Raw genomic sequence first — 22,503 nt, forward strand, 5'->3', positions numbered from 1 at the left:
TTTATTCGTATTTAGCTTTACGTTTTCTTTCTTTTTCCTGATAATCTATAGTTTCTTTATTCTCAGGATTTTTCTTCGCTTTGTCTCTGTTTTTATTAGCGATTTGTTTTTCCTTGTACCATCCGTCATATCTCCATGAGAAACCAACTCCGCCATATAAAACCGAAGGTGTATTTTTGAAATTAGTACTTATAGAGGCATCAACCTGCATATTTGAGGACAAAAGATAGGCAGCACCACCGCGAACAATGGCATCGCTGTAAAAATCACTTTTGTATCCTTGATTTTCAATAAATCCAGACCATTTGTCATTAAATCCGTGAGTTAAAGTTAAAACGTAACCGTAACTTGGATAATCTGTACCAATATAATCTGCAATAATATTGGTTACAAAAACCCATCTTCCGCCTCCAAATAAGTTTTGAGTCACTAAAGCAATTTTTGGAGAAATTTCGCCATCTGGAGAAAAATAATAAGGATTATCAACCCCAATAAAATTCGCTCCCGCAAAAATAGAAACGGCCGGAATCAATTCACGCCATTGAAAACTGTGATTCGCTTTGTAACTATAAATATTAGCTTCTTTCTTGTAGTTTTTATAAGGATCATAAATCAGGTATTTAGCCCCTAAAACGGTTTGTCTGAAATTATTTTTTTTATAGCTGGTATACGGAGTATCAAAGTTTTCCATTTGATACTGAACATCTAAAATAAATTCAAGCTGTTCAAAAAAAGCACCATATCTAACGGTTAAATCTGTACCAAAGCCGCTAGCGTCATAATCTAATAAGTCGTGTTTTTCTTTAATGCCATAAACACCAATTTCGCCCTGAATAACAGATTTTCCAACCGCATAGGCCGACATTGTTTCGCCCGGACGGTTCGAATTAATCACATCTGTATATTGTGCGAAGAAAAATTGTGGTATTAAAAAAAGGAATGCAAAGAGTAAGTTTTTAATTTTCAACATAAATGTATTTTTTGATTAAAAGCTATAACGCATTTCAAATGTACTATATTTTATTATTTATTTAAGATTGATATTTTAATTTTAAACAACGGATTTACTAATTTTGGAAAAAAATTATACGATCATGCAAGAAGCATCTTTTACAAATTTGTTTAAAACGATAATGTGGATTATTGCGTTTTATTATATTTTTAAATTTTTAGCCCGAATCTTTTTGCCGGTATTGGTAAAAAAAGCGGTTGAAAAAGCAGGAGAAAATTTTCAAAGACAACAACAATACAGTCAGGATAATTCCTGGCAGCAAACCCGTAATAACAATAATGACGAAATAATCATTAATACCGCTAATGCCAAAAAACCTCGTGAAACCAAAAAGGTAGGCGATTATGTTGATTACGAAGAAATAGACTAAGTTTGTATCCTTTAGTATTTAGGATTCATCATTTAACCAAACCAGCCAAAATTGAAAATAGTAAATAAATTCTATCCGCACGCCCTTGTAGTCCTGGGCTTTATTCTCGTTTCCTTAATTTACTTTTATCCTGTTCTGCAGGGAAAACAAATTTTCCAGTCAGATATTGCTCAATATACCGGAATGGCCAAAGAGCAAAATGACTTTAGAGCAGCAGAACATGCAGAGCCTTATTGGACAAATTCTGCTTTTGGCGGAATGCCTACTTATCAGTTAGGAGCAAATTATCCAAACGATTTTGTGGGTAAAATAGATGATGTTTTACGCTTTTTACCACGTCCGGCTGATTATTTATTTCTATACTTCTTAGGGTTTTATGGTTTGTTATTGGTTTTAAAAACAGATCCTTTAAAAGCTTTTATCGGCGCTATTGCGTTTGGTTTTTCTACTTATTTAATTATCATTCTTGGCGTTGGACATAATGCAAAAGCACATGCAATTGCTTATATGCCGTTAGTTATTGCTGGATTTATACTCGTTTTTCAAAAAAAATATATTTGGGGAGGATTACTCACCATGTTTGCGGTGGCGTTAGAGGTTAATGCGAACCACTTTCAAATGACCTATTATTTATTGATTTTCTTATTGATACTTTCAGGTTATTTTGCCTTTACTTTTATAAAAGATAAAGAATACAAACCGCTTTTAATTGCCATTGGAACTTTGGCTGCAGCCGGAATTTTTGCAATTGGAGCTAATGCAGGAAATTTATTAGCAACAAGCGAATATGCAAAATATAGTATTCGTGATAAAAGTGAGTTGACTTTTAATCCTGACGGTTCTAAAAATGAAACAACGGCTTCAATGACAACTGATTATATTACTGAATATAGTTATGGAATTGCTGAAAGTTTGAATTTAATTGCTCCAAGGATTTTTGGAGGTTCAAGTCATGAAAATGTTGGTACAGATAGTCGTATGTACTCTTTTATGATTGAGAAAGGTGTTCCTGAAAGTCAAGCTTTAGATTTTGTGTCAGGTATGCCAACTTATTGGGGAGATCAACCTATAGTTTCAGCTCCTGCTTATGTTGGAGTTGTAGTTTTCTTTTTAGCTGTTTTGGCACTTTTTATAGATGATAGAAAAATTAAATATGTTTTCCTTTCAGGTGCATTATTTACATTAGTGCTTTCTTGGGGTAAAAACTTTTCGCTTCTGACTGATTTCTTTATTGAATATGTTCCAATGTACGATAAGTTTCGAGCAGTATCGTCTATTCAAGTTATTTTAGAATTATGTTTCCCAGTACTTGCAGTTATGGGATTACAATCATTTTTTAAAGCGAAAGATGAACCTAAATTACAGCAAAAAGCTTTAATTCAAACTACTGTTTTCGGACTTGGAGTTTTATTGATTTTGGTATTTGCAAAAGGCTTCTTTCATTTTACAGGAATGAGTGATAAATATTACCTAGAAAGTTATGGTGCGGAATTTATAGATGTATTAAAAGAAGACAGAATGTCTTTATATTCTGCAGATTTACTTCGTTCAGGATTTTTTATAGTTGTAACTTTTGGAGTTCTTTGGTTATTTATTAAGAATAAATTTTCTCAAAGTACAGCATTAATTATTGTTGCAGTTTTAATGATTTTTGACTTGTTTTTTGTAGATAAAAAATACGTTTCGGCAAAAGATTTTGTAAGCCCTGTTCAGATCGCAGCTCCATTTCAGGAAACACCAGCCGATACTCAGATTTTAAAAGATACTTCAATTTATCGTGTATTTGATTTACAAGGACAATTGCAGGGAAGATCTTCGTATTTTCATAAAACTATCGGAGGTTATAGTGCAGTACGACCAAGAAGAATGCAGCAATTGTACGATTACCAAATCGCTAAAAATAATCTGGAAGTACTTAATATGTTAAACGTTAAGTATGTAATTCAAATTGATAAAGATGGAAATCAAATTCCGACCTTAAATCCTGATGCGAATGGAAATGCCTGGTTTGTAAGTGCAGTTAAACTTGTAAATAAACCAGATGATGTCATGAAAGCTTTAGATCATATTGATACTAAGAAAGTGGCGGTTTTTAACGTTCATGAGCATGAAAGTAAATTTCAAAATGCCAGAATGAAGAAACAATGGGATACAACTGGAACAATAAAAGTAGTTCAATACAAACCAAACTATATCAAATACCAATCAGATAATGGAAAAGATGGTTTAGCTGTTTTCTCTGAAATCTATTATAAAAATGGCTGGAATGCTTATATCGACGGAAAATTGACAGATCATTTCCCAGTTGATTATGTTTTAAGAGCAATGGAAATTCCTGGTGGAAAACATACTATCGAATTTAAGTTCGAACCACAGGTTATTAAAACAGGTGGTACAATTAACCTTATAAGTTCAATTGGAATGTTTGTGCTTTTAATTGGAGGTATTTATTTCGAAAGAAAGAAATTTAGTAAGCAGTCTCAGTAATTAGTCTCAGTCTTGCTTTGTGAATCTTTGCGATATTTTGTGTGGCTTTGTGAAATGTTATTTCGCAAAGATTCACAAAGATCTCACCGAGTTTCGCAAAGTCGGTAATAAGCTCTAAATTTGCACTTTAAAATAATAAACCGATTTTCCTTGGAACAAAAAAAGCTCTTAATTATAACCTATTACTTTCCTCCAGCTGGTGGACCGGGAGTACAGCGCTGGCTGAAATTTGTAAAATATCTGCCAGACTTTGGTGTTCAGCCCATTGTTTATGTTCCAGAAAATCCAACTTACCCAATTATTGACGAAGGTTTGGTAAGTGAAATATCTGATAAAGTAATTGTTCTTAAAAACAAAATTTGGGAACCTTACCAGTTAGCTTCTGTTTTCTCAAAAAACAAAACCAAGAAAATCAGTTCGGGAATTTTTCCGCATAAAAAAAAGCAGACTTTTTTAGACAAAGCTTTTCTTTGGGTACGCGGCAATTTATTTATTCCAGATGCGAGGGTTTTTTGGGTAAAACCTTCTGTTTCCTATCTTGAAAAATACATCAAAGAAAATAATATTGATACAATTGTAACGTCGGGACCGCCGCACAGTTTGCATTTAATTGGTCTAGAATTAAAAGAAAAACTAAATGTAAAATGGTTTGCAGATTTTCGTGATCCGTGGACAACGATTGGTTATCATAAAGCGTTACGTTTATCCAGTTATGCAGCTAAAAAACATAAAAGTTTAGAACATAAAGTTCTCAACTCTGCTGATACCATAATTGTAACTAGTAAAACTACAAAAGCCGAATTTCAGGCAATTACGAATAAACCAATTTCAGTAATTACAAATGGTTACGATATTGAGAATGTTGAGAAACAAACGCTAGATACTAAGTTTACGCTTGCTCATATTGGATCATTTTTATCAGACAGAAACCCAAAATTTTTATGGGAATGTCTGGTTGAATTACTTCAGGAAATTCCAGATTTTAAAACGCATTTAGAAATTAAATTAATTGGTGCCGTAAGTCAGGAAGTTTTAGATTCTATTGAGGAATTTAAACTAAACGATTATTTAAACCTGTTAGGATATGTTTCGCATAATGAAGCTATTGCTCACCAAAAAAAGTCTCAGGTTTTACTTTTAATCGAAATAAATTCTGAAGACACTAAAAGTATTATTCCGGGGAAATTGTTTGAATATATGGTCTCTAATCGTCCAATTATTGCCATTGGACCACAAGGGTCTGATTTTGCCGATATTATAAAAGAAACCAATACAGGTGTATTTTTTGATTATTCAGAAAAAGCGAAGTTAAAAAGTGTAATTTTGGACTTTTATAATCAATTTTTGGAAGGAAAATTACAAGCTAATGGTGTTGGTTTACAGCAATATTCACGAAAAAACCTTACTAAGCAATTAGTACAATTGATCAATTAAAATAACAATTTCAAAAACAAAAGGAGAGCAGAAAATCAAAAATCTAAACTCTACAATCTAAACTCTGCAATCAAAAAATGGGTATTGTCTTAAACCAGTCTTTTAAAAACACTATAATAACATATATAGGCTTTGCAATTGGAGCCATTAATACGCTTTATTTATATCCTGTTTTTTTAGGGGCAACTTATTATGCATTAACAAATTATATTACATCTGCGGCAAATGTTATTATGCCTTTGTTTGCTATTGGAATGCAAAATACACTGGTTAAGTTTTACTCTCAGTACAAAACAGAAGAAGAACGGGAACAGTTCTTGTCATTTACGGCCTTATTTCCTATTTTAATGTGTATTCCGTTAGGGCTTATTGGTATTTTCTTTTATGATGATATTACAGATTTTGTTTCTAAAGAAAATCCTGTAGTAAAAGAGTTTATGCTTTTAATTCCTTTTATCGGAATTTGTATGGCATATTTTGAAATCTTTTATGCCTGGGCGAGAGTTCACATGCATTCGGTTTTTGGGAATTTCATTAAAGAAGTGGGTTTAAGATTACTTTCTACCGCTGCTTTAATTGGTCTTTATTTTGGCTGGATTTCATTGGTACAATTTGTTTATGTAACTGCGGCGATTTATTTTTTGGCATTTATTGTAACGATGTTTTATGCGTTTTATATTAAAAAACCAAACTTCCAGATTACCATTCCTGAAAATGTGAAAAGTGTAATGGAATATACTTTTTATATTATTCTTTCGGGAAGTGTTGCTAATTTGCTTTTAGATGGCGACAAACTGATGCTGAACCAATATATGAAAATCGAAAATATCGCGTATTATTCGGTTGCAACTTATATCGCTTTGGTGATTTCAGTTCCAAGTCGTGCGATGCATCAAATCGTGTATCCAATTACGGCAAAATTAATGCACGAAAACAAGCATGATGAGTTGAATTTACTTTATAAAAAGACCTCAATAAATTTACAAATGGTTGGCGGTTTTGTTATGCTCTGCATATTTGTAAATATTAATCAATTGTACGAATTGGTTCCAAAAGAATACAGCGGCGGTATTGAAGTTGTATTTATGATTGGTTTGTCTAAATATTTTGATTTAATTTTAGGAAACAACAATGCGATTATTTTCAATACTAAATATTACCGAATGGTATTGTATTTAGGATTAATGCTGGTTGTTCTAACGATAATTTTAAATATGATTTTCATTCCAATTTTGGGAATTTTCGGATCAGCTTTTGCAACTTTATTATCCATTACATTATACAGTTTAGCGAAGCTGCTTTTCGTTGTAAAGAAACTTCATTTATATCCTTTTACAAAAGAAACGCTTTCCTCAATACTGCTTACATTTGTATTGTTTCTTGTTTTCTATTTTTGGGAATTTCCATTTTTCCAGCTTATCAGCATTGCCTTAAAATCAATTTTGGTAACAATTCTATATGTTTATCTAAACTATAAATTTAATATCTCCCCGGATATTAATAAAGTTATTGATAATATGCTAAGAAAGATCGGAGTCAAAATTTAAGAATTTTTGCTAGTAATATCACGAGATTTAATATTGCTGAATTTCTAACTTGATTATTTAAATGTGCATTTTTTTCATTATCCAAAATAAAAGCTTTGTTTTTATATAACATATTGAAAATGTGAAGGAAATCTTAAAAAATTCGCTCGATTTATTTTGTAATTCAATTTATTACAATTAATTTTATGTAGATTTTTATTACATCTCTTTCATTGATAGTATGAATAATATTTGCATAAAGGCAATAAAAGCGGTGTCTTAATGTTTTTTTTAAATTAAATAGCTATCCCAAATTGTTAAATTTAAGTATCACATGTAGACAAACCCAAACAAATGATTATGAAAAGCAATAAGCTAAGTCAAGAACAAAGTGTACAGGTGTTTTCCAATATGATATCGAACAAAGTTCATAATGGATTTACATTAGAAGAGAGAAATGATGAATTACTTTTTGCAGTTCTTTCTAAAGGAGGAAAAGTAGTTAACCACAGTTTAAATTTCATGATTTTTTGTTTAACCCTCGGATTATGGTCATTTGCATGGCTGTATCTAACATTAGAGGCTTCCAAACAAAAAAAGGTATTAGTCGCCATTGACGAAGATGGTTTTCCTTTTGAAGAAAAATGTTTAGTAGCATAAATATTTTCAGTTTAAAATAGTTTAGCCATAAATTACAATCATCTTAATGAATGTAATTTATGGCTAACTTTTTTTATAGTAATGCTGTTATAGTTTATAATTTATCTTTTAAATAAATTCCTGTAACAGATTCCTTGATTTTAACAACATCTTCGGGTGTTCCTGCGGCTAATAAATGTCCCCCATTTTCACCGCCTTCAGGGCCTAGATCTAAAATCCAGTCTGCACATTTTATTAAATCTAAGTTGTGCTCAATTACAATTATCGAATGTCCTTTTTCGATTAAGGCATCAAATGAGGCCAATAATTTTTTAATATCATGAAAATGCAATCCTGTTGTAGGTTCATCAAAAACAAACAAAGCTTTATCTTTTGTTGCTCCTTTTACTAAAAATGAGGCCAATTTAATACGCTGGGCTTCACCACCGGAAAGAGTAGAGGACGATTGTCCTAATTGAACATATCCTAAACCAACATCTTGCAGTGGCTGTAGTTTTTGAGTGATTTTAGTCTGCTTATTTTTTTCGAAAAAAGCAATTGCATCATCAATTGTCATGGTTAGAACATCGTTGATGTTTTGATTATCAAAAGTAACTTCGAGAATCTCTTTTTTAAATCGTTTTCCGCCGCAGGTTTCACAAGGCAGCGAAACATCGGCCATAAAAACCATTTCAACATTTATTGAGCCTTCTCCTTTACAAGTTTCGCAGCGGCCTCCATCAACATTAAAAGAAAAATGTTTAGCCTGATATCCTCTTATTTTCGATAACTTTTCTTTCGCATACAAATCACGAATGTCATCATAAGCTTTAATGTATGTTACAGGATTTGATCTCGAACTTCTTCCAATTGGATTTTGGTCAACATATTCAATATGTTTGATCTGAGAAAAAGAACCTGATATTTCACTGAACTGCCCCGCTTTTTCAGCAGCATTTTCCAGTTTTTTCTGCATGGCAGGAAATAAAATTTTCTTAATCAGTGTACTTTTTCCGCTTCCTGAAACTCCTGTCACAACGGTTAAAACATCAAGAGGAAAAGTAACATTAATATTTTTAAGGTTATTTTCTCTGGCACCAATAATATCAATATGGTTTTTAAATTTTCGTCTTTTCTTTGGAACAGAAATTTCTAAATCGCCATTCAGGTATTTCGAAGTAAGCGAATCTGATTTTAAAATTTCTGCATAAGTTCCCTGTGCCACTAGTTTTCCTCCAAAAGTTCCGGCTTCTGGGCCAATATCAATAATCATATCGGCAGCTTTCATGATATCTTCGTCGTGTTCTACTACGATAACCGTATTTCCTAAATCACGAAGAGAAAGTAAAACCTTAATCAATCGTTCTGAATCTTTTGGGTGAAGACCAATACTTGGTTCGTCCAGAATATACATCGAACCAACCAAACTGCTTCCTAATGAAGTAGCAAGATTAATACGCTGCGATTCTCCTCCGGAAAGTGTAGCTGAATTTCGGTTTAATGTTAGATAATCTAAACCAACTTCTGTCAAAAAGGACAAACGATTATTAATCTCAACCATCAAACGTTTGGCAATTTGCTGTTCGTAAACATTCAATTCGATATTTTTAAAGAAAGTAACCAAATGTCTAATCGGAAGATCGACTAAATCTGAAACCGTTTTTCCATTGACTTTTACATATGAAGCTTCTTCGCGTAAACGTTTTCCACGACAGGCGTGGCATTTCGTTTTACCGCGGTAACGCGAAAGCATGACACGATTTTGTATTTTATAATTTTTTTCTTCAAGTTCTTTAAAGAAATCGTTCAAACCCTGAAAATATTGATTTCCTTTCCAGATTAAGTCTTTTTGATCTTCTGAAAGTTCAAAATAAGGTTTATGAATTGGGAAATCGAATTTATAAGCATGTTTTACTAATTCATCTTTATACCAGCTCATACTTTCGCCGCGCCAAGGATAAATCGCACTTTGGAAAACGGATAATGAAGTATTCGGCACAACCAAATCAGTATCAATTCCAATAATATTTCCGTAGCCTTCGCAAACCGGACAAGCTCCGTATGGATTATTAAAACTAAATAAATGTACGTTTGGTTCCAAGAATGTAATTCCGTCTAATTCGAAATTGTTAGAATAAGAAAATCTTTTTTCTGAACCTGCTTCCTGAAGGTAACAAATTCCTTTTCCTTCAAAAAAGGCAGTCTGTACGGCATCAGAAAGGCGATTGTAAAACTCTTCTTCTTCCTTAACTACAATACGGTCAATGATTAATAAAATATCTTTATTATCCAGTTTATGTAGTTCTGTTGGGGTAAATTCATCTAAACGAACCATTTCGTTATCGACTAAAATACGGGCAAAACCTTGCTGCAAAAGTATTTTAAGTTTATCTTCAAGCTGACGGCCTTCTTCTAAATGAATAGGAGCGAGCAAAAGCCATCGACTGTCGATTTCAAGTGTTTTTACATCAGAAACGACATCTGTAACGGTATTTTTTTTGACTTCCTGACCAGAAACTGGCGAATATGTTCTTCCAATTCTGGCAAATAAAAGTTTAATATAATCGTAGATTTCGGTAGAAGTTCCTACAGTCGAACGAGCATTTGTTGTATTTACTTTCTGCTCAATTGCAATTGCAGGCGCAATTCCTTTTATGTATTCTACTTTCGGTTTGTCTAAACGCCCTAAAAACTGACGCGCGTATGATGATAAACTTTCAACATATCGGCGCTGCCCTTCGGCATATAAAGTATCAAAAGCTAAACTTGATTTCCCTGATCCCGAAAGCCCTGTAATTACTACAAGTTTGTTTCTCGGAATGGCAACATCTACATTTTTTAAATTATGTACCTGTGCGCCTTTTATTATAATATTTTGCTTCGGGTCGAGTGTAGAAAGATCAATTTGCATAAAAAAAGTCAATTTTTACAAAAGTAATCAATTTTGAATAGAGTTTTGTTAAGGATATTGTCCCAAATCTTAACAGAATTGAGGTGTTTCATTTTGATCAAAACGCAAGATATTATCACAATCTGTCTCCCAGGGTGAAAACATAGTCTATTATGCAAAATCTTTTATTTTACTAAAAATTATTGTTTCACTCTAAAATATGCTATTTTAGAACTGTTTTAGTATTATTTAATATCCTGACCAAATTTGAAAACTAAACTATTTATTTTGTTGTTTTTGATGAATTTCTTGCTGTTCTCGCAGGAACTTCCACCAATTGTAAAATATTCTTCATCTGTTTACGGAGCAGGAAATCAGAGCTGGATGATTTCGCAGGACGATGAAAATTATTTATACTTCGCTAATAACGATGGCCTTTTAGAATATAACGGAACAAGCTGGCAATTGTACCCAGGACCAAATGAAACTATTATTCGATCTGTAAAAGTGATTGGGAATAAAGTATATACAGGCAGTTATATGAATTTTGGTTATTGGACCAGAAATGAAAACGGCAAACTAAAATACACATCACTCAGCGATAAAATTAAAAGTAAAATTTTAGATGATGAACAGTTTTGGAACATCTTAAAATACGATCAATGGATTCTGTTTCAATCTTTAAACCGAATTTATATTTACGATACTAAAACCAGAAAATTTAATATCATCGCACCAAAAAATGGTGTTATAAAATCATTTGCTGCAAAAAATGCTATTTATTTCCAAACCATTAAAGAAGGGCTTTTTGAATTTGAAAGCGGAAGAGCAAAATTAGTTTCAGATAATCCGATTTTAAAGAAATTTACAATTGCGAATGTTTTTACGACAGATGATGGTTTGTTGATTCAAACACAGTTGGACGGAATTTACAAACTGACAGGAAATTCTCTAACCAGAGCTGCTACAGATATAGATGCGGAATTAAAATCAAGTTTCGTATACAGCAGCCAGCGTCTTCAGGATGGCAGTTTTGCTTTGGGAACAGTTTCAAACGGAGTTTTTATTTTATCGGATAATGGAAAACTAAAATATCATCTTACACAAAGTAAAGGTTTGAGCAATAATACAGCTTTGTCGCTTTTTGAAGATAAAGATCAAAATTTATGGGTTGGATTGGATAACGGAATCAACTGCATCAATATTCAATCGCCGGTACATAGTTTTACAGACGATACAGGGGTTTTAGGAACCGTTTATGCGTCGGCTGTTTTTAACGGAATGCTTTACATTGGAACAAATCAGGGATTGTTTTGTAAACCCATGCAGAGTAATGCTGAATTTAAATTTATAAATGGAACAAAAGGTCAGGTTTGGTCGCTGTTTATGTATGATAATGCACTTTTTTGCGGACACGATTCGGGAACTTTTGTGGTGAAAAATGATTCGGCAAAAAATATATTTTCGGGTTCCGGAACCTGGAAGCTTGAACCAGTTCCAACAAATAAAAACCAATTAATTCAGGGAAATTATTACGGACTTTCGGTTTTAGAGAAAGTAAATAATCAGTGGGTTTTTAAAAACAAAATTCAGGGTTTTGATTATTCATCGCGGTATTTTGAAATCACAAAAAATCTTGATGTTTATGTAAGCCATGAATACAAAGGGATTTTTAGATTAAAACTCGATAAAGGGCTTTTAAAAACACATGATTTTTATACCTACAAATCTCCCGAAAAAGGAATCAGTGCCAGTTTAACCACATTTAATAATTCGATTTATTATGCTTACAAAGGAGGGATTTTTAAATTAAATCCTAAAACAAAACAGTTCGAAAAAGATGCTGTTTTGAGTTCGATTTTTGAAAAAGACGAATATACATCGGGTAAATTAATTGTAGATCATTCGAATAAAATCTGGTTGTTTTCTAAAAACTACATTCATTATTTCTCTGCCAGTAAATTGAGCAATCAATTAAAGCAGAATATAATTCCTATTCCATCCTCTTTAACCAATTCGATGCTGGGTTATGAAAATATTACCCAAATTTCAAAATCAACTTATTTAATAGGTACGACAGATGGTTATTATACATTAAATATTGATGATTTAAGTTTTAAAAACTATGATGTTTTTATTACAGATATATTGATAAACAAGCAAAATGAAACGTTTAAAAATGTTGGTATTCAAAGAGAAGGCAGTTTTGATTCTGATGAAAATAACATTACACTTAATTACACCGTTCCGGAATATAATAAATACATTAATTCTGAATATCAATATTTATTAGAAGGTTTTCAGGACGACTGGAGCGAGTGGAGTACAAAGGCGACTGTAAATTTTAAAAACCTTTCGCCGGGAAAATACACTTTTAGAGTAAGGGCTAAATATGCCAATACAATTCTGCAAAATACTGCCGTATATACATTTATAGTTTTAAAGCCTTGGTATTTGACCAATTTAGCTTGTTTTGTTTATTTTCTTTTGGTTTTGGCAATGGCATATTTCATTAATAAAGCATATCGAAATTATTATCAAAAACAGAAAGAAAAACTTATCGAAGAAAATAACCTTTTACTGGAGATTCAGGAACTTGAAAACGAACAGCAGCTAATGAAACTTCGAAACGAACAGCTTTCGCAGGACGTTGATAATAAAAATCGTGAACTGGCGGTTTCGACAATGAGTTTAAACAGTAAAAACGAATTATTAGCCTTCATTAAAGAAGATTTAAAGAAAACTGCTCAAAATGACAGTTCAAATATCAAATCTGTAATTAGTACGATTAATAAAAATATCACCGAAGAAGATTCCTGGAACGTATTTAAAGAAGCTTTTGACAGCGCCGATAAAGATTTCTTAAAACGTATCAAACAAATGCATCCTGTCTTAACGCCAAACGATCTTCGTTTATGTGCTTATCTTCGACTGAACCTTTCATCAAAAGAAATTGCGCCAATGTTTAATATTTCTGTTCGAAGTGTTGAAATAAAAAGATATCGTTTGCGTAAAAAAATGGATTTGCAGCACGAAATCGGTTTAGTAGAATATATTTTGGCTGTATAGTATTTCAAAAAACAGCTCAAAAAAACTATACATTACCACAACATTATGCATTTATTAGGAAATTGCAGTGAAAATGTTAAAGAAATTAACATTCGTAAATTATAGTTATACGGCGGTTTATTTTGTGATATCCTGAATTTACTATTTGTTTTTTTATGATGTATGTTTTTTGTTGAGGTTAAATTTGTTGTTTTCATAAATGGAACAGATAAATTTAGCTTTCAATAAAAACTAACTAATTATGAAATCTAAATTATTACTAATTGTACTATCACTGTGTACATCTTTTGCGTTTGCGCAGTCTATAGATGTAAACGGTACGGTAGTAGATGGGTCGGGATTAGCATTGCCTGGCGTTAATGTAAAAGTTAAAAGTTCGTCTCAAAACACAACCACAGATTTTGACGGATCTTTTAAGTTATCAGGAGTTCCAAAAGGATCTTCAGTTGTCTTCAGTTATATAGGTTACAGAACACAAGAAGTTGTGGTTTCGGGGACTAAAATGACTGTAAAAATGGCCGACGATGCTAAATCACTTGAAGAAGTCGTTGTTATTGGTTACGGCAGCCAGAAAAAAAGAGAAGTTACCGGAGCAGTATCTGTTGTAGACAGTAAAACACTCGATGTTTTAAAACCTGTCCGTATTGAGCAGGCTTTGCAGGGAACAATTTCTGGTGTAAACGTAACAACACAGTCAGGAGCGCCGGGAGCGCCGCTGGATATTCGTATTCGTGGTATTGCTACAAACGGACAAAATGCACCAACAGCTATCATTGATGGCTATGTTGGAGATTTAGGACTTTTGAATCCGAACGATATTGAAACAATAACGGTTTTAAAAGATGCCCAGGCGGCAATTTATGGAACAATTGGAGCAAACGGAATCATTTTGGTAACAACCAAAATGGGTAAAAAGAATTCTAAAACAAAAGTTTCGTTTAACAGCTATGCAGGATTTCAGGAAACATCCAGAAAATTACCAACTCTAAACGCTACAGAATATGCACTTTTATTAAATGAAAGTTATGCAAATGGAGGACGACCGCTTCCTTATCCTAATGTTTCTGGTTTAGGATCGGGTACAGACTGGCAGAAAGAAGTTTTTCAAAAAGGAGCACCTATCATTAATAATGATTTAACAATTACCGGAGGTTCAGACAAAATCACATATTCTATCAGCGGATCGCATTTAGATCAGGAAGGAATTGTTGGCGGAGATAAATCTGGTTTTTTAAGAAACACGGCAAGACTCGGTTTGAGTGCTGATTTAAGCGATAAATTCAAATTAAAAACCAATGTTATTTATACATATTTCACAAGAAGAACATTAAACGAAAACGGACTTGGTTCTGTATTGTTCAATGCACTTAACGTTCCTGCAACGTTAAAACCTTATGATGCAAATGGACAATTTACTTTGGTGCCGAGTACAACAGGATTAGGAACTGAAATTATAAATCCGCTTGCTCAGATTGCAAATACTTATAATGATTATAACTATAAAAAATTAAACGGAAACTTTGGTTTAGATTATAAAATTTTTAAAGGATTTACACTTTCAAGTTCAATAGGTTTTAATACTTCAAACAGCGAATCAAAAACTTTTGCAAAACAAATCAGTTATGGCGGAAAAGTATTTGATGTTCAAAGAAGTTCTGTAACCCAGGGAGCTGTAAATGATAACAACTATTCATTTGATCTTTTTGGTAATTACACTGCACAAATTGCAGAATCTCATAATATTACAGGAACAATAGGTACAACTATTTTTAAAGAATGGGGTAACGGACTTTTTGCAACTGGATTTGATGTACCTAATAACTCTTGGGAATTTGCAGATATTTCTTTAACAAAAGGAGTTTCAGAAACGTTGACAAACAGTTCATACGTTTACGATCAAAGAAGATTATCTTATTTTGGAAGACTTCAATATGATTATAAAAAGAAATATTTATTGTCTGGGATGATTCGCCGTGATTCTTCTACCAAATTTGGACCAGGAAATAAAGTAGGTTATTTTCCATCGGTTACGGGGGGCTGGGTAGTTTCTGAAGAAGGATTCTTCGGACAGCCAAAAGCAATTAGTTTCTTAAAGTTAAGAGCCAGCTACGGAACATTAGGAAATGACCAAATCCCGAATTACGGTTATTTAGGACTTTTAAGTGGAGAAGCAACTTATGTTTTTGATGGCTCTTTAGTAAACGGAACAGCAACAGGACAAGTGCCAAACCCGGACTTAAAATGGGAAGAAGCAGAAAAATTTGATGTTGGTCTGGATTTAAAAGTTTTAAACGATAAAGTTTTCATTGTTGCCGATTATTTCATCGATACCAGAAAAGATTTATTAATCCCGAATATTCCGGTTTCAGGAATCAACGGTACAGGTGCTCCGGGGGCAAGTGCTCCAACTTTAAATGCAGGATCTGTTAGAAATAAAGGTTTTGAATTTGCAATTGATTATAAAGATAAATTCTCAGATGCATTTTCATTTAGCGTAGGTTACAATGTAACGTTCCTTAAAAATGAAGTACTAGAAGTAAATAATGGTACAGGGTTTATTGAAGGTGGAGCTTTTGGAGTAGGACAGCCGGCTCCTGCACGTATGGAAATAGGTAAACCATTGGGTTATTTCTATGGATATAAAACTGACGGAATTTTCCAAAACCAGGCAGAAGTTGATGCACACCCATCACAATTGGCTTTAGGAGCAAACGCAGCACCGGGTGATCTTCGTTTTGTTGATGTAAATGGCGATGGTGTAATTGATACAAAAGATAAAACCAACATTGGAGATCCAATTCCTGATGCTACAATGGGTTTCAATCTTCAGTTAAACTATAAGAACTTAGATTTTGCAGTTTATACATTTGCTTCTGTAGGAAACGATATGGTTCGCAACTACGAAAGAACACTTTCTGATGCAAATCGCTTAAATTATGTTTTAGACAGATGGACAGGCGAAGGCTCAACAAATTCAACTCCAAGAGTTACAACAGGTGCAACAGCAAACAATGTTTTCTCTGAGTATTTTGTAGAAGATGCTTCTTACTTTAGAATTCAGAATATTCAGTTAGGATATTCTCTTGCCCCAAGTGTAGCTCAGAAAGCAGGAATCACAAAATTGAGACTTTATGCAGGAGTAAATAACCTGTACACATTTACTAAATACAAAGGTTTTGATCCGGGAGCTTCAAGTGGAGCGCCAATTGGCGGAGGGATCGATTACGGATTCTACCCAATTCCGAGAACCTATTTAATGGGGCTAAACATTAATTTTTAATTTCAATTAAAATGAAAAAGTATTTCTTTACAACCGTTATAACTCTTGCTCTGTTTTCGACCATAAGTATTTCATGTTCGGATGAGTTTGTAGACCCAACTCCAGAATATTCTATAGATTCTGAAAACTATTTTAATTCAAAAGCAGATTACGATCAGGCTTTGATTGCAGCTTACGATTTGCTTCAGGCTTCTTATGTAAATGTTTTATTAGGAGAAATTGCTTCAGATAATACATTGGCAGGAGGAGAAAGCCCAACAGACGTTATCGGGTTCCAGCAGATTGATGATATGATACACACGCCGGTAAACAGCAATTTAAGAGATATCTGGAACTGGATGTTTGCAGGAGTTCAAAGAGCTAACTATATTCTTGAATTTCAGGATAAAACAGATTTTCCGGAGAAAACCCAGGTTATTGCCGAAGCTCGTTTTCTTAGAGCATATTACCAGTTTGAATTAGTAAAATGGTTTGGCGGTATACCAATGAAAGGCGATGCGAGATTTAAAATTGGTGATGAAAAAACGATACCGCGTTCATCAGTTCAGGAAGTGTATGCTTCAATCGAAGCTGATTTAATTTTCGCATCGGCTAATTTAGCACCAAATGCTTCTCAAAAAGGCCGTGCAACAAAAACTGCAGCTCAGGCATTATTAGGAAAAGCATACTTATATCAAAATAAATTTACTCAGGCTGCTGCAGTACTAGAATCTGTAATTACTTCAGGAAAATATTCTTTAGTAACAGATTATAATTCAATATTTGAAATGGACGGAGAAAACGGAGCAGAGTCTGTTTTTGAAGTACAATATACAGATACTGAAGGTGCAGGATTTGGATGTTTGCAATGTAGTGAAGGTAATGTAGCTGTAGGTTTTAGCGGCGTTAGAAATTTTTCAGGACCGCTTTTCTCTTCAGGATTTAGTTTTAATGTGCCAACTCAGGAAGGTGCAGATGCATTTGAAGTAGGAGACAGACGCAAAGATGCGGCCATTTTAGACATCGCTGCTTTTGCCGCTGCAAATGCTAATTATGATAACGGAAAAGGAGTCAGCTACGGAAAAGGAAATGAAGACACAGGTTTCTTTAACAGAAAATATCTTCCAAGAAAAAGAAGCGCAAATGCACAGGGAGATTTGAATTTAACAAATCCAAATAATTATAGATCAATTCGTTATGCAGACGTTCTTTTAATGGCTGCAGAAGCTTACAACAGAGGCGGAATTGACGACGGAAAAGCAAGAACCTATTTAAACCTTGTTAGACAGCGTGCATTTGGAGATAATAACCATAATGTAACGGCTTCTGGAGCTGCTCTTACAGATTTTATCTGGGCAGAAAGAAGAGTAGAACTTTTTGGAGAAGGACATCGTTTCTTTGATTTAGTAAGAACCGGTAAAGCTGCTGGAACAATCCCTGGATTTTCAGCAAATAAAAACGAATTATTTCCGCTTCCAATAGAAGAAATTCAATTCGCAAACGGAAACTGGTCTCAAAATCCTGGATATTAAAAAAATACTATTATGAAAAAATTACATTATATATTAAGTCTTGTCGTTTTAATGCTATTCTTTAGCTGTTCAAGCGATGACAGCAATATTGATTTAGAAGGTGTCAGCGCACCCGAAAACATATCTGCTTTGACCACAGTAACTCAGGACAACTCCGGTAAAGTAACTTTTTTACCAAAAGGAGAAGGAGTAACGCAATACAAAATAAATTACGGAGACGGATCACCTGAATCGGATTATTTCCCTTCAGGAGGAACCGTAACACACGTTTACAAAGAAGGAACTTACCAAAGCAAAATTATTGCAATGGGAATCAACGGAAAAACAACCGAAGTAACGCAGGAAGTTTTGGTTTCTTTTAGAGCTCCGGAAAATTTAGTAGTAGTAATAACAAACGATTTATCAGTTTCTAAAAAAGTAACCGTAAAAGCAACAGCAGATTTTGCATTGTTTTATGATGTTTATTTTGGAGAAGCAGGAAAACCAGATCCGCTTACTGCAAATAACGGAGAATCGGTTTCATATACGTATCAGCAAGCTGGAGTTTACACCATTCGCGTAGTTTCAAAAAGTGCAGCGATTAAAACAACTGAAAAATCTCAGGAGTTTGAAGCAAAATTAGTTCTTAATCCAACAACTTCAGCACCAACGCCTCCAAACAGAGCAGCCGGAAATGTAATTTCTATTTATGGTTCTAAATACACAAATGTTGCCGGAACAAACTATTTCCCGGATTGGGGACAAGCAGGACAAGGAAGCAGCTGGACAGAATTTGATCTAAACGGAGACAAAATGCTGAACTATATTAAATTAAGCTACCAGGGAATTGCTTTGGCAGATAATGTAACAGTTGACGTTTCTGGAATGGATTACATTCACATGGATGTCTGGACAGCAGATTTACAAAAAATCGAAACTTCATTAATTAGTAAAACAAATGGTGAAAAACCAGTTACAAAAGATCTTACAGCAAATCAATGGACAAGTATTGATATTCCAATTTCGGCATTTACAAGTCAGGGATTAACTGTAGCCGATATTTTCCAATTGAAATTTGTTGGAACACCTTGGGCCGGAGGAACTGTATTTATCGATAATATTTATTTCTACAAAGACAGCGAAACATTAAATACCGCAGCACCAACACCAACAAAACCGGCGGCAGACGTTATTTCATTATTTAGTGATGCTTACACAAATATTGCAATTCAAACCTGGCGTACAGACTGGTCGGCAGCGACACTTGAAGAAACGGCTGTTGCAGGAAATGCAGTTAAAAAATATTCAGATTTAAATTTTGTGGGTATCGAACCTGTAACAACAATTGATGCAACAGGAATGACACATTTCCACGTAGATGTCTGGTCTTCAGATTATACAGAATTCAGAGTTAAATTAGTTGATTTTGGAGCAAACGGAGTTTACAATGGAGGAGGAGATGACAAAGAACACGAACTTAAGTTTACCGCTCCTGCACAAGGACAATGGGTGAGTCTGGATATTCCTTTAAGTGATTTTACAGGATTAACAACCAGAGCTCATATTGCGCAGCTTATTTATTCAGGAAACCCAAGCGGAAGTCATACCATTTATATTGACAACGTTTATTTCCATAAATAAAAGCAGGGATTATCAACGAAATTAAAATGAATTTACATTTTATAAAAAATAACAAAATGAAAAAATATAATAAATACTTCGTATTACTTTTTGCTCTGCTTTCAGCAATAAGTTGTCAAAAAGACGATTACGCTTTTGGCGATTTAGTGGCGCCCTCTAATATTCAGGTAGCAGCTGAAATTATAGGAAAAACTGCCGACGCTCCAAATGGAGACGGATCAGGAACGGTAAAATTGACTGCAAAAGCAGATAATGCTGTTTCTTATAAATTTGTTTTTAGCGATGGCACTTCAGAAAATTCGCCAAGCGGGATTTTTACAAAACGTTTCACAAAAACAGGCGTAAATACCTATACTGTTACAGTAATTGCAAATGGAAGAGGCGGTGTAGCATCAAACACAACACTTGATGTTACGGTATTGAGTAACTTTAGCGATGATGAAGCTGTAGCATTCTTAACGGGCGGTACATCTAAAAAATGGTATTGGTCAGCTTCAGAAGCAGGACATTTAGGAGTTGGTCAAAACGATGCCGATGCAGCTAAAAACTATTATGCAAACTACTATCAGGCAGGACCGTTTGAAAAAGCCGGTTCACCAGCAAGCAGCTGTTTATACGAAAACGTATTGACTTTCTCTTTAGACGGGGAACAATTGAAATTTGAATTAGACAACGGCGGATCAACATTCTTCAACGCAGCCTTTGCAAGCGTAGGAGGAGGAAGCGGACCAGACGACGCTTGTTTAACTTATAACACAAGCGGAGTTAAAACAGTTTCATTAAGCCCGTCAGAATCTGTTGTAATGGCAAATCCAAATCATGCAACACAAACCAGAGGAACAACAATGAACTTCTCAGATGGTGGATTTATGGGGTATTATATCGGTCAAAGTTCTTATGAAATCCTGTCTATTACTGCAAACAGAATGGTTGTAAGAGCTGTAATGGGAGGAAACCCGGCATTAGCCTGGTACCATATTTTTACCACTACAAAGCCAACTCAAAATCCGGCAACAGATTATACAAATCTGGTTTGGTCAGATGAGTTTAATACTGATGGAGCTCCGGATGCGGCAAAATGGAATTACGATTTAGGCAGAGGAAATAACGGCTGGGGAAATAATGAAAAACAAAATTATACCAATGCAGCAACGAACGTAAAAGTACAAGGCGGTAATTTGGTTATTACAGCTAAAAAAGAAGCTTCCGGCGATGCAGATTATTCATCGGCAAGATTAAAAACAGATGCTAAATTTGCTTTTACATACGGAAAAGTTGAGGTTAAAGCTAAACTTCCGAGCGGTGGAGGAACATGGCCGGCAATCTGGATGCTTGGGCAAAACTATGCTTCTCAACCTTGGCCGGCCTGTGGCGAAATAGATATTATGGAGCATGTTGGCAACAATCAAAATGTAATTCTTAGTACACTTCATTATCCCGGACATTCAGGCGGAAATGGTGTTTCAAGCTCTAAAACCTATGCTAATGTTTCGACAGAATTTCATGTTTATAAAGTAATCTGGAGCCCTGCATCTGTAAAAACTTATGTAGACGACGATTTGCTCCATTCAGTTCCAAACGATGGTTCTTTACCTTTTAACAGCGATTTTTTCCTGATATTAAATGTAGCAATGGGAGGTAATCTAGGCGGTAATATTGATGGCGCTTTCACACAGTCTTCTATGGAGATTGATTACGTGAGAATTTATCAATAGAATATGAGTTAATTAATAAGTAATTCTGGAAGGTCAGTTTCGGCTGGCCTTCTTAATTTTAAAATGATACTATGAATAAAATAGTTTTACTATTGTTAATCTGCAGTATTTCGTATGCGCAGGAAACAAAAAGAAAATTGGTATGGGAAGAAAATTTCAATACTAAAAAATTAAACGAAAAAGCATGGAATTTCGAACTTGGCGACGGCTGCCCAAATTTGTGCGGGTACGGAAACAATGAAAGACAAATTTATACTAAAACAAATCACAAGTTTAAAGATGGAAACCTTGTTATTGAAGCCAGAAAAGAAGGAAATAAATACACATCTACAAAAATAACCACAAAAGGCAAAAAAGAATTTAAATATGGCCGAATCGAAGCCAGGGCAAAACTTCCTGTCGGGCACGGTTTGTGGCCGGCTTTCTGGATGTTAGGCGCCAATATTGATGAGGTTAAATGGCCAAAAACAGGAGAAATTGATATTTTAGAATATATAGGAAGAGATCCGCACATGGTCTATACAACCCTTCATACACAGGACAGCCACGGAAATACAATCAATACCAAAAGAACCGAATTTCCAAATATCGAAGAAGGTTATCATATATATGCAATTGAATGGAATAAAGATAAAATCGAATTTTTTGTTGATTCGGCTTTAGTTTATACTTTCAATCCCGAAGTTAAAGATGAAGATACATGGCCATTTGATAAACCATTTTATATTATTATAAATTTAGCAATTGGAGGTAATTTTGGAGGTCCTGAAGTCGATGATACTATCCTTCCTCAAAAATTTTACGTCGATTACGTGCGTGTTTATCAATAAAAAATATAGAATTAAATTTTAACCAAAAAGCAGATGTAAATAACTTAAATATTTAGTTGTAAGTTATTTACATTTGTTTTTGAATTGTTTTTTACAGCGTTTTTTAAACTATTTCTATCA

General features: G+C 34.0%; 13 protein-coding genes. 11 read left to right on the forward strand and 2 right to left on the reverse strand.

Going from position 1 to position 22,503, the window contains the following annotated elements:
• Position 1 precedes the first annotated feature (1 nt).
• Complete coding sequence (locus AABD74_RS12355) at positions 2–970, reverse strand: transporter (protein WP_406843062.1); 969 nt, start codon at positions 968–970, stop codon at positions 2–4.
• Between the two features lie 124 nt (positions 971–1,094).
• Between AABD74_RS12355 and AABD74_RS12360 the strand changes: the two genes are divergently transcribed.
• From AABD74_RS12360 to AABD74_RS12380, 5 genes are all read left to right on the forward strand, one after another.
• The gene (locus AABD74_RS12360; RefSeq protein ID WP_044048302.1) at positions 1,095–1,382 is read left to right on the forward strand and encodes a DUF4834 family protein; all 288 of its coding nucleotides are present in this window, start codon (positions 1,095–1,097) and stop codon (positions 1,380–1,382) included.
• Between the two features lie 51 nt (positions 1,383–1,433).
• Entirely contained in the window at positions 1,434–3,869 is a 2,436-nt protein-coding gene (locus tag AABD74_RS12365; RefSeq protein ID WP_406843063.1) for a YfhO family protein, read from the forward strand.
• Between the two features lie 150 nt (positions 3,870–4,019).
• Entirely contained in the window at positions 4,020–5,303 is a 1,284-nt protein-coding gene (locus tag AABD74_RS12370; RefSeq protein WP_232681458.1) for a glycosyltransferase family 4 protein, read from the forward strand.
• A 77-nt stretch (positions 5,304–5,380) separates the two neighbouring features.
• Complete coding sequence (locus AABD74_RS12375) at positions 5,381–6,850, forward strand: polysaccharide biosynthesis C-terminal domain-containing protein (RefSeq protein WP_406843064.1); 1,470 nt, start codon at positions 5,381–5,383, stop codon at positions 6,848–6,850.
• A 339-nt stretch (positions 6,851–7,189) separates the two neighbouring features.
• Positions 7,190–7,489 carry a hypothetical protein gene (locus tag AABD74_RS12380; protein WP_053473773.1) on the forward strand — a complete coding sequence of 100 codons (300 nt, stop codon included), beginning with the start codon at positions 7,190–7,192 and terminating at the stop codon, positions 7,487–7,489.
• Positions 7,490–7,583: 94 nt separating this feature from the next.
• Here the strand turns inward: AABD74_RS12380 and uvrA are convergent, their stop codons facing one another.
• Positions 7,584–10,379 carry an excinuclease ABC subunit UvrA gene (gene uvrA, locus AABD74_RS12385; RefSeq protein ID WP_406843065.1) on the reverse strand — a complete coding sequence of 932 codons (2,796 nt, stop codon included), beginning with the start codon at positions 10,377–10,379 and terminating at the stop codon, positions 7,584–7,586.
• A 246-nt stretch (positions 10,380–10,625) separates the two neighbouring features.
• Between uvrA and AABD74_RS12390 the strand changes: the two genes are divergently transcribed.
• From AABD74_RS12390 to AABD74_RS12415, 6 genes are all read left to right on the forward strand, one after another.
• A complete protein-coding gene (locus AABD74_RS12390) occupies positions 10,626–13,427 on the forward strand; it encodes a triple tyrosine motif-containing protein (RefSeq protein WP_311202629.1) in 2,802 nt (933 codons plus the stop codon).
• 241 nt (positions 13,428–13,668) lie between these two features.
• Complete coding sequence (locus AABD74_RS12395) at positions 13,669–16,707, forward strand: SusC/RagA family TonB-linked outer membrane protein (RefSeq protein WP_406843066.1); 3,039 nt, start codon at positions 13,669–13,671, stop codon at positions 16,705–16,707.
• An 11-nt stretch (positions 16,708–16,718) separates the two neighbouring features.
• Entirely contained in the window at positions 16,719–18,218 is a 1,500-nt protein-coding gene (locus AABD74_RS12400; protein ID WP_232681462.1) for a RagB/SusD family nutrient uptake outer membrane protein, read from the forward strand.
• Between the two features lie 12 nt (positions 18,219–18,230).
• A complete protein-coding gene (locus AABD74_RS12405; RefSeq protein WP_406843067.1) occupies positions 18,231–19,838 on the forward strand; it encodes a hypothetical protein in 1,608 nt (535 codons plus the stop codon).
• Between the two features lie 56 nt (positions 19,839–19,894).
• Positions 19,895–21,553, forward strand: coding sequence for a family 16 glycosylhydrolase (locus AABD74_RS12410; RefSeq protein ID WP_406843068.1), 1,659 nt, complete (start codon positions 19,895–19,897; stop codon positions 21,551–21,553).
• 71 nt (positions 21,554–21,624) lie between these two features.
• The gene (locus tag AABD74_RS12415) at positions 21,625–22,383 is read left to right on the forward strand and encodes a family 16 glycosylhydrolase (RefSeq protein WP_232681466.1); all 759 of its coding nucleotides are present in this window, start codon (positions 21,625–21,627) and stop codon (positions 22,381–22,383) included.
• The last annotated feature ends 120 nt before the right edge of the window (positions 22,384–22,503 follow it).

Source organism: Flavobacterium soyae (assembly GCF_045348165.1).
GTDB lineage: Bacteria > Bacteroidota > Bacteroidia > Flavobacteriales > Flavobacteriaceae > Flavobacterium > Flavobacterium soyae.

Coding starts and splice junctions, on each gene's coding strand:
- AABD74_RS12380 (WP_053473773.1), top strand. CDS start 7,190: ATGAAAAGCAATAAGCTAAGTCAAGAACAAAGTGTACAGGTGTTTTCC.
- AABD74_RS12415 (WP_232681466.1), top strand. CDS start 21,625: ATGAATAAAATAGTTTTACTATTGTTAATCTGCAGTATTTCGTATGCG.
- AABD74_RS12410 (WP_406843068.1), top strand. CDS start 19,895: ATGAAAAAATATAATAAATACTTCGTATTACTTTTTGCTCTGCTTTCA.
- AABD74_RS12405 (WP_406843067.1), top strand. CDS start 18,231: ATGAAAAAATTACATTATATATTAAGTCTTGTCGTTTTAATGCTATTC.
- AABD74_RS12400 (WP_232681462.1), top strand. CDS start 16,719: ATGAAAAAGTATTTCTTTACAACCGTTATAACTCTTGCTCTGTTTTCG.
- AABD74_RS12395 (WP_406843066.1), top strand. CDS start 13,669: ATGAAATCTAAATTATTACTAATTGTACTATCACTGTGTACATCTTTT.
- AABD74_RS12360 (WP_044048302.1), top strand. CDS start 1,095: ATGCAAGAAGCATCTTTTACAAATTTGTTTAAAACGATAATGTGGATT.
- AABD74_RS12375 (WP_406843064.1), top strand. CDS start 5,381: ATGGGTATTGTCTTAAACCAGTCTTTTAAAAACACTATAATAACATAT.
- uvrA (WP_406843065.1), bottom strand. CDS start 10,379: ATGCAAATTGATCTTTCTACACTCGACCCGAAGCAAAATATTATAATA.
- AABD74_RS12355 (WP_406843062.1), bottom strand. CDS start 970: ATGTTGAAAATTAAAAACTTACTCTTTGCATTCCTTTTTTTAATACCA.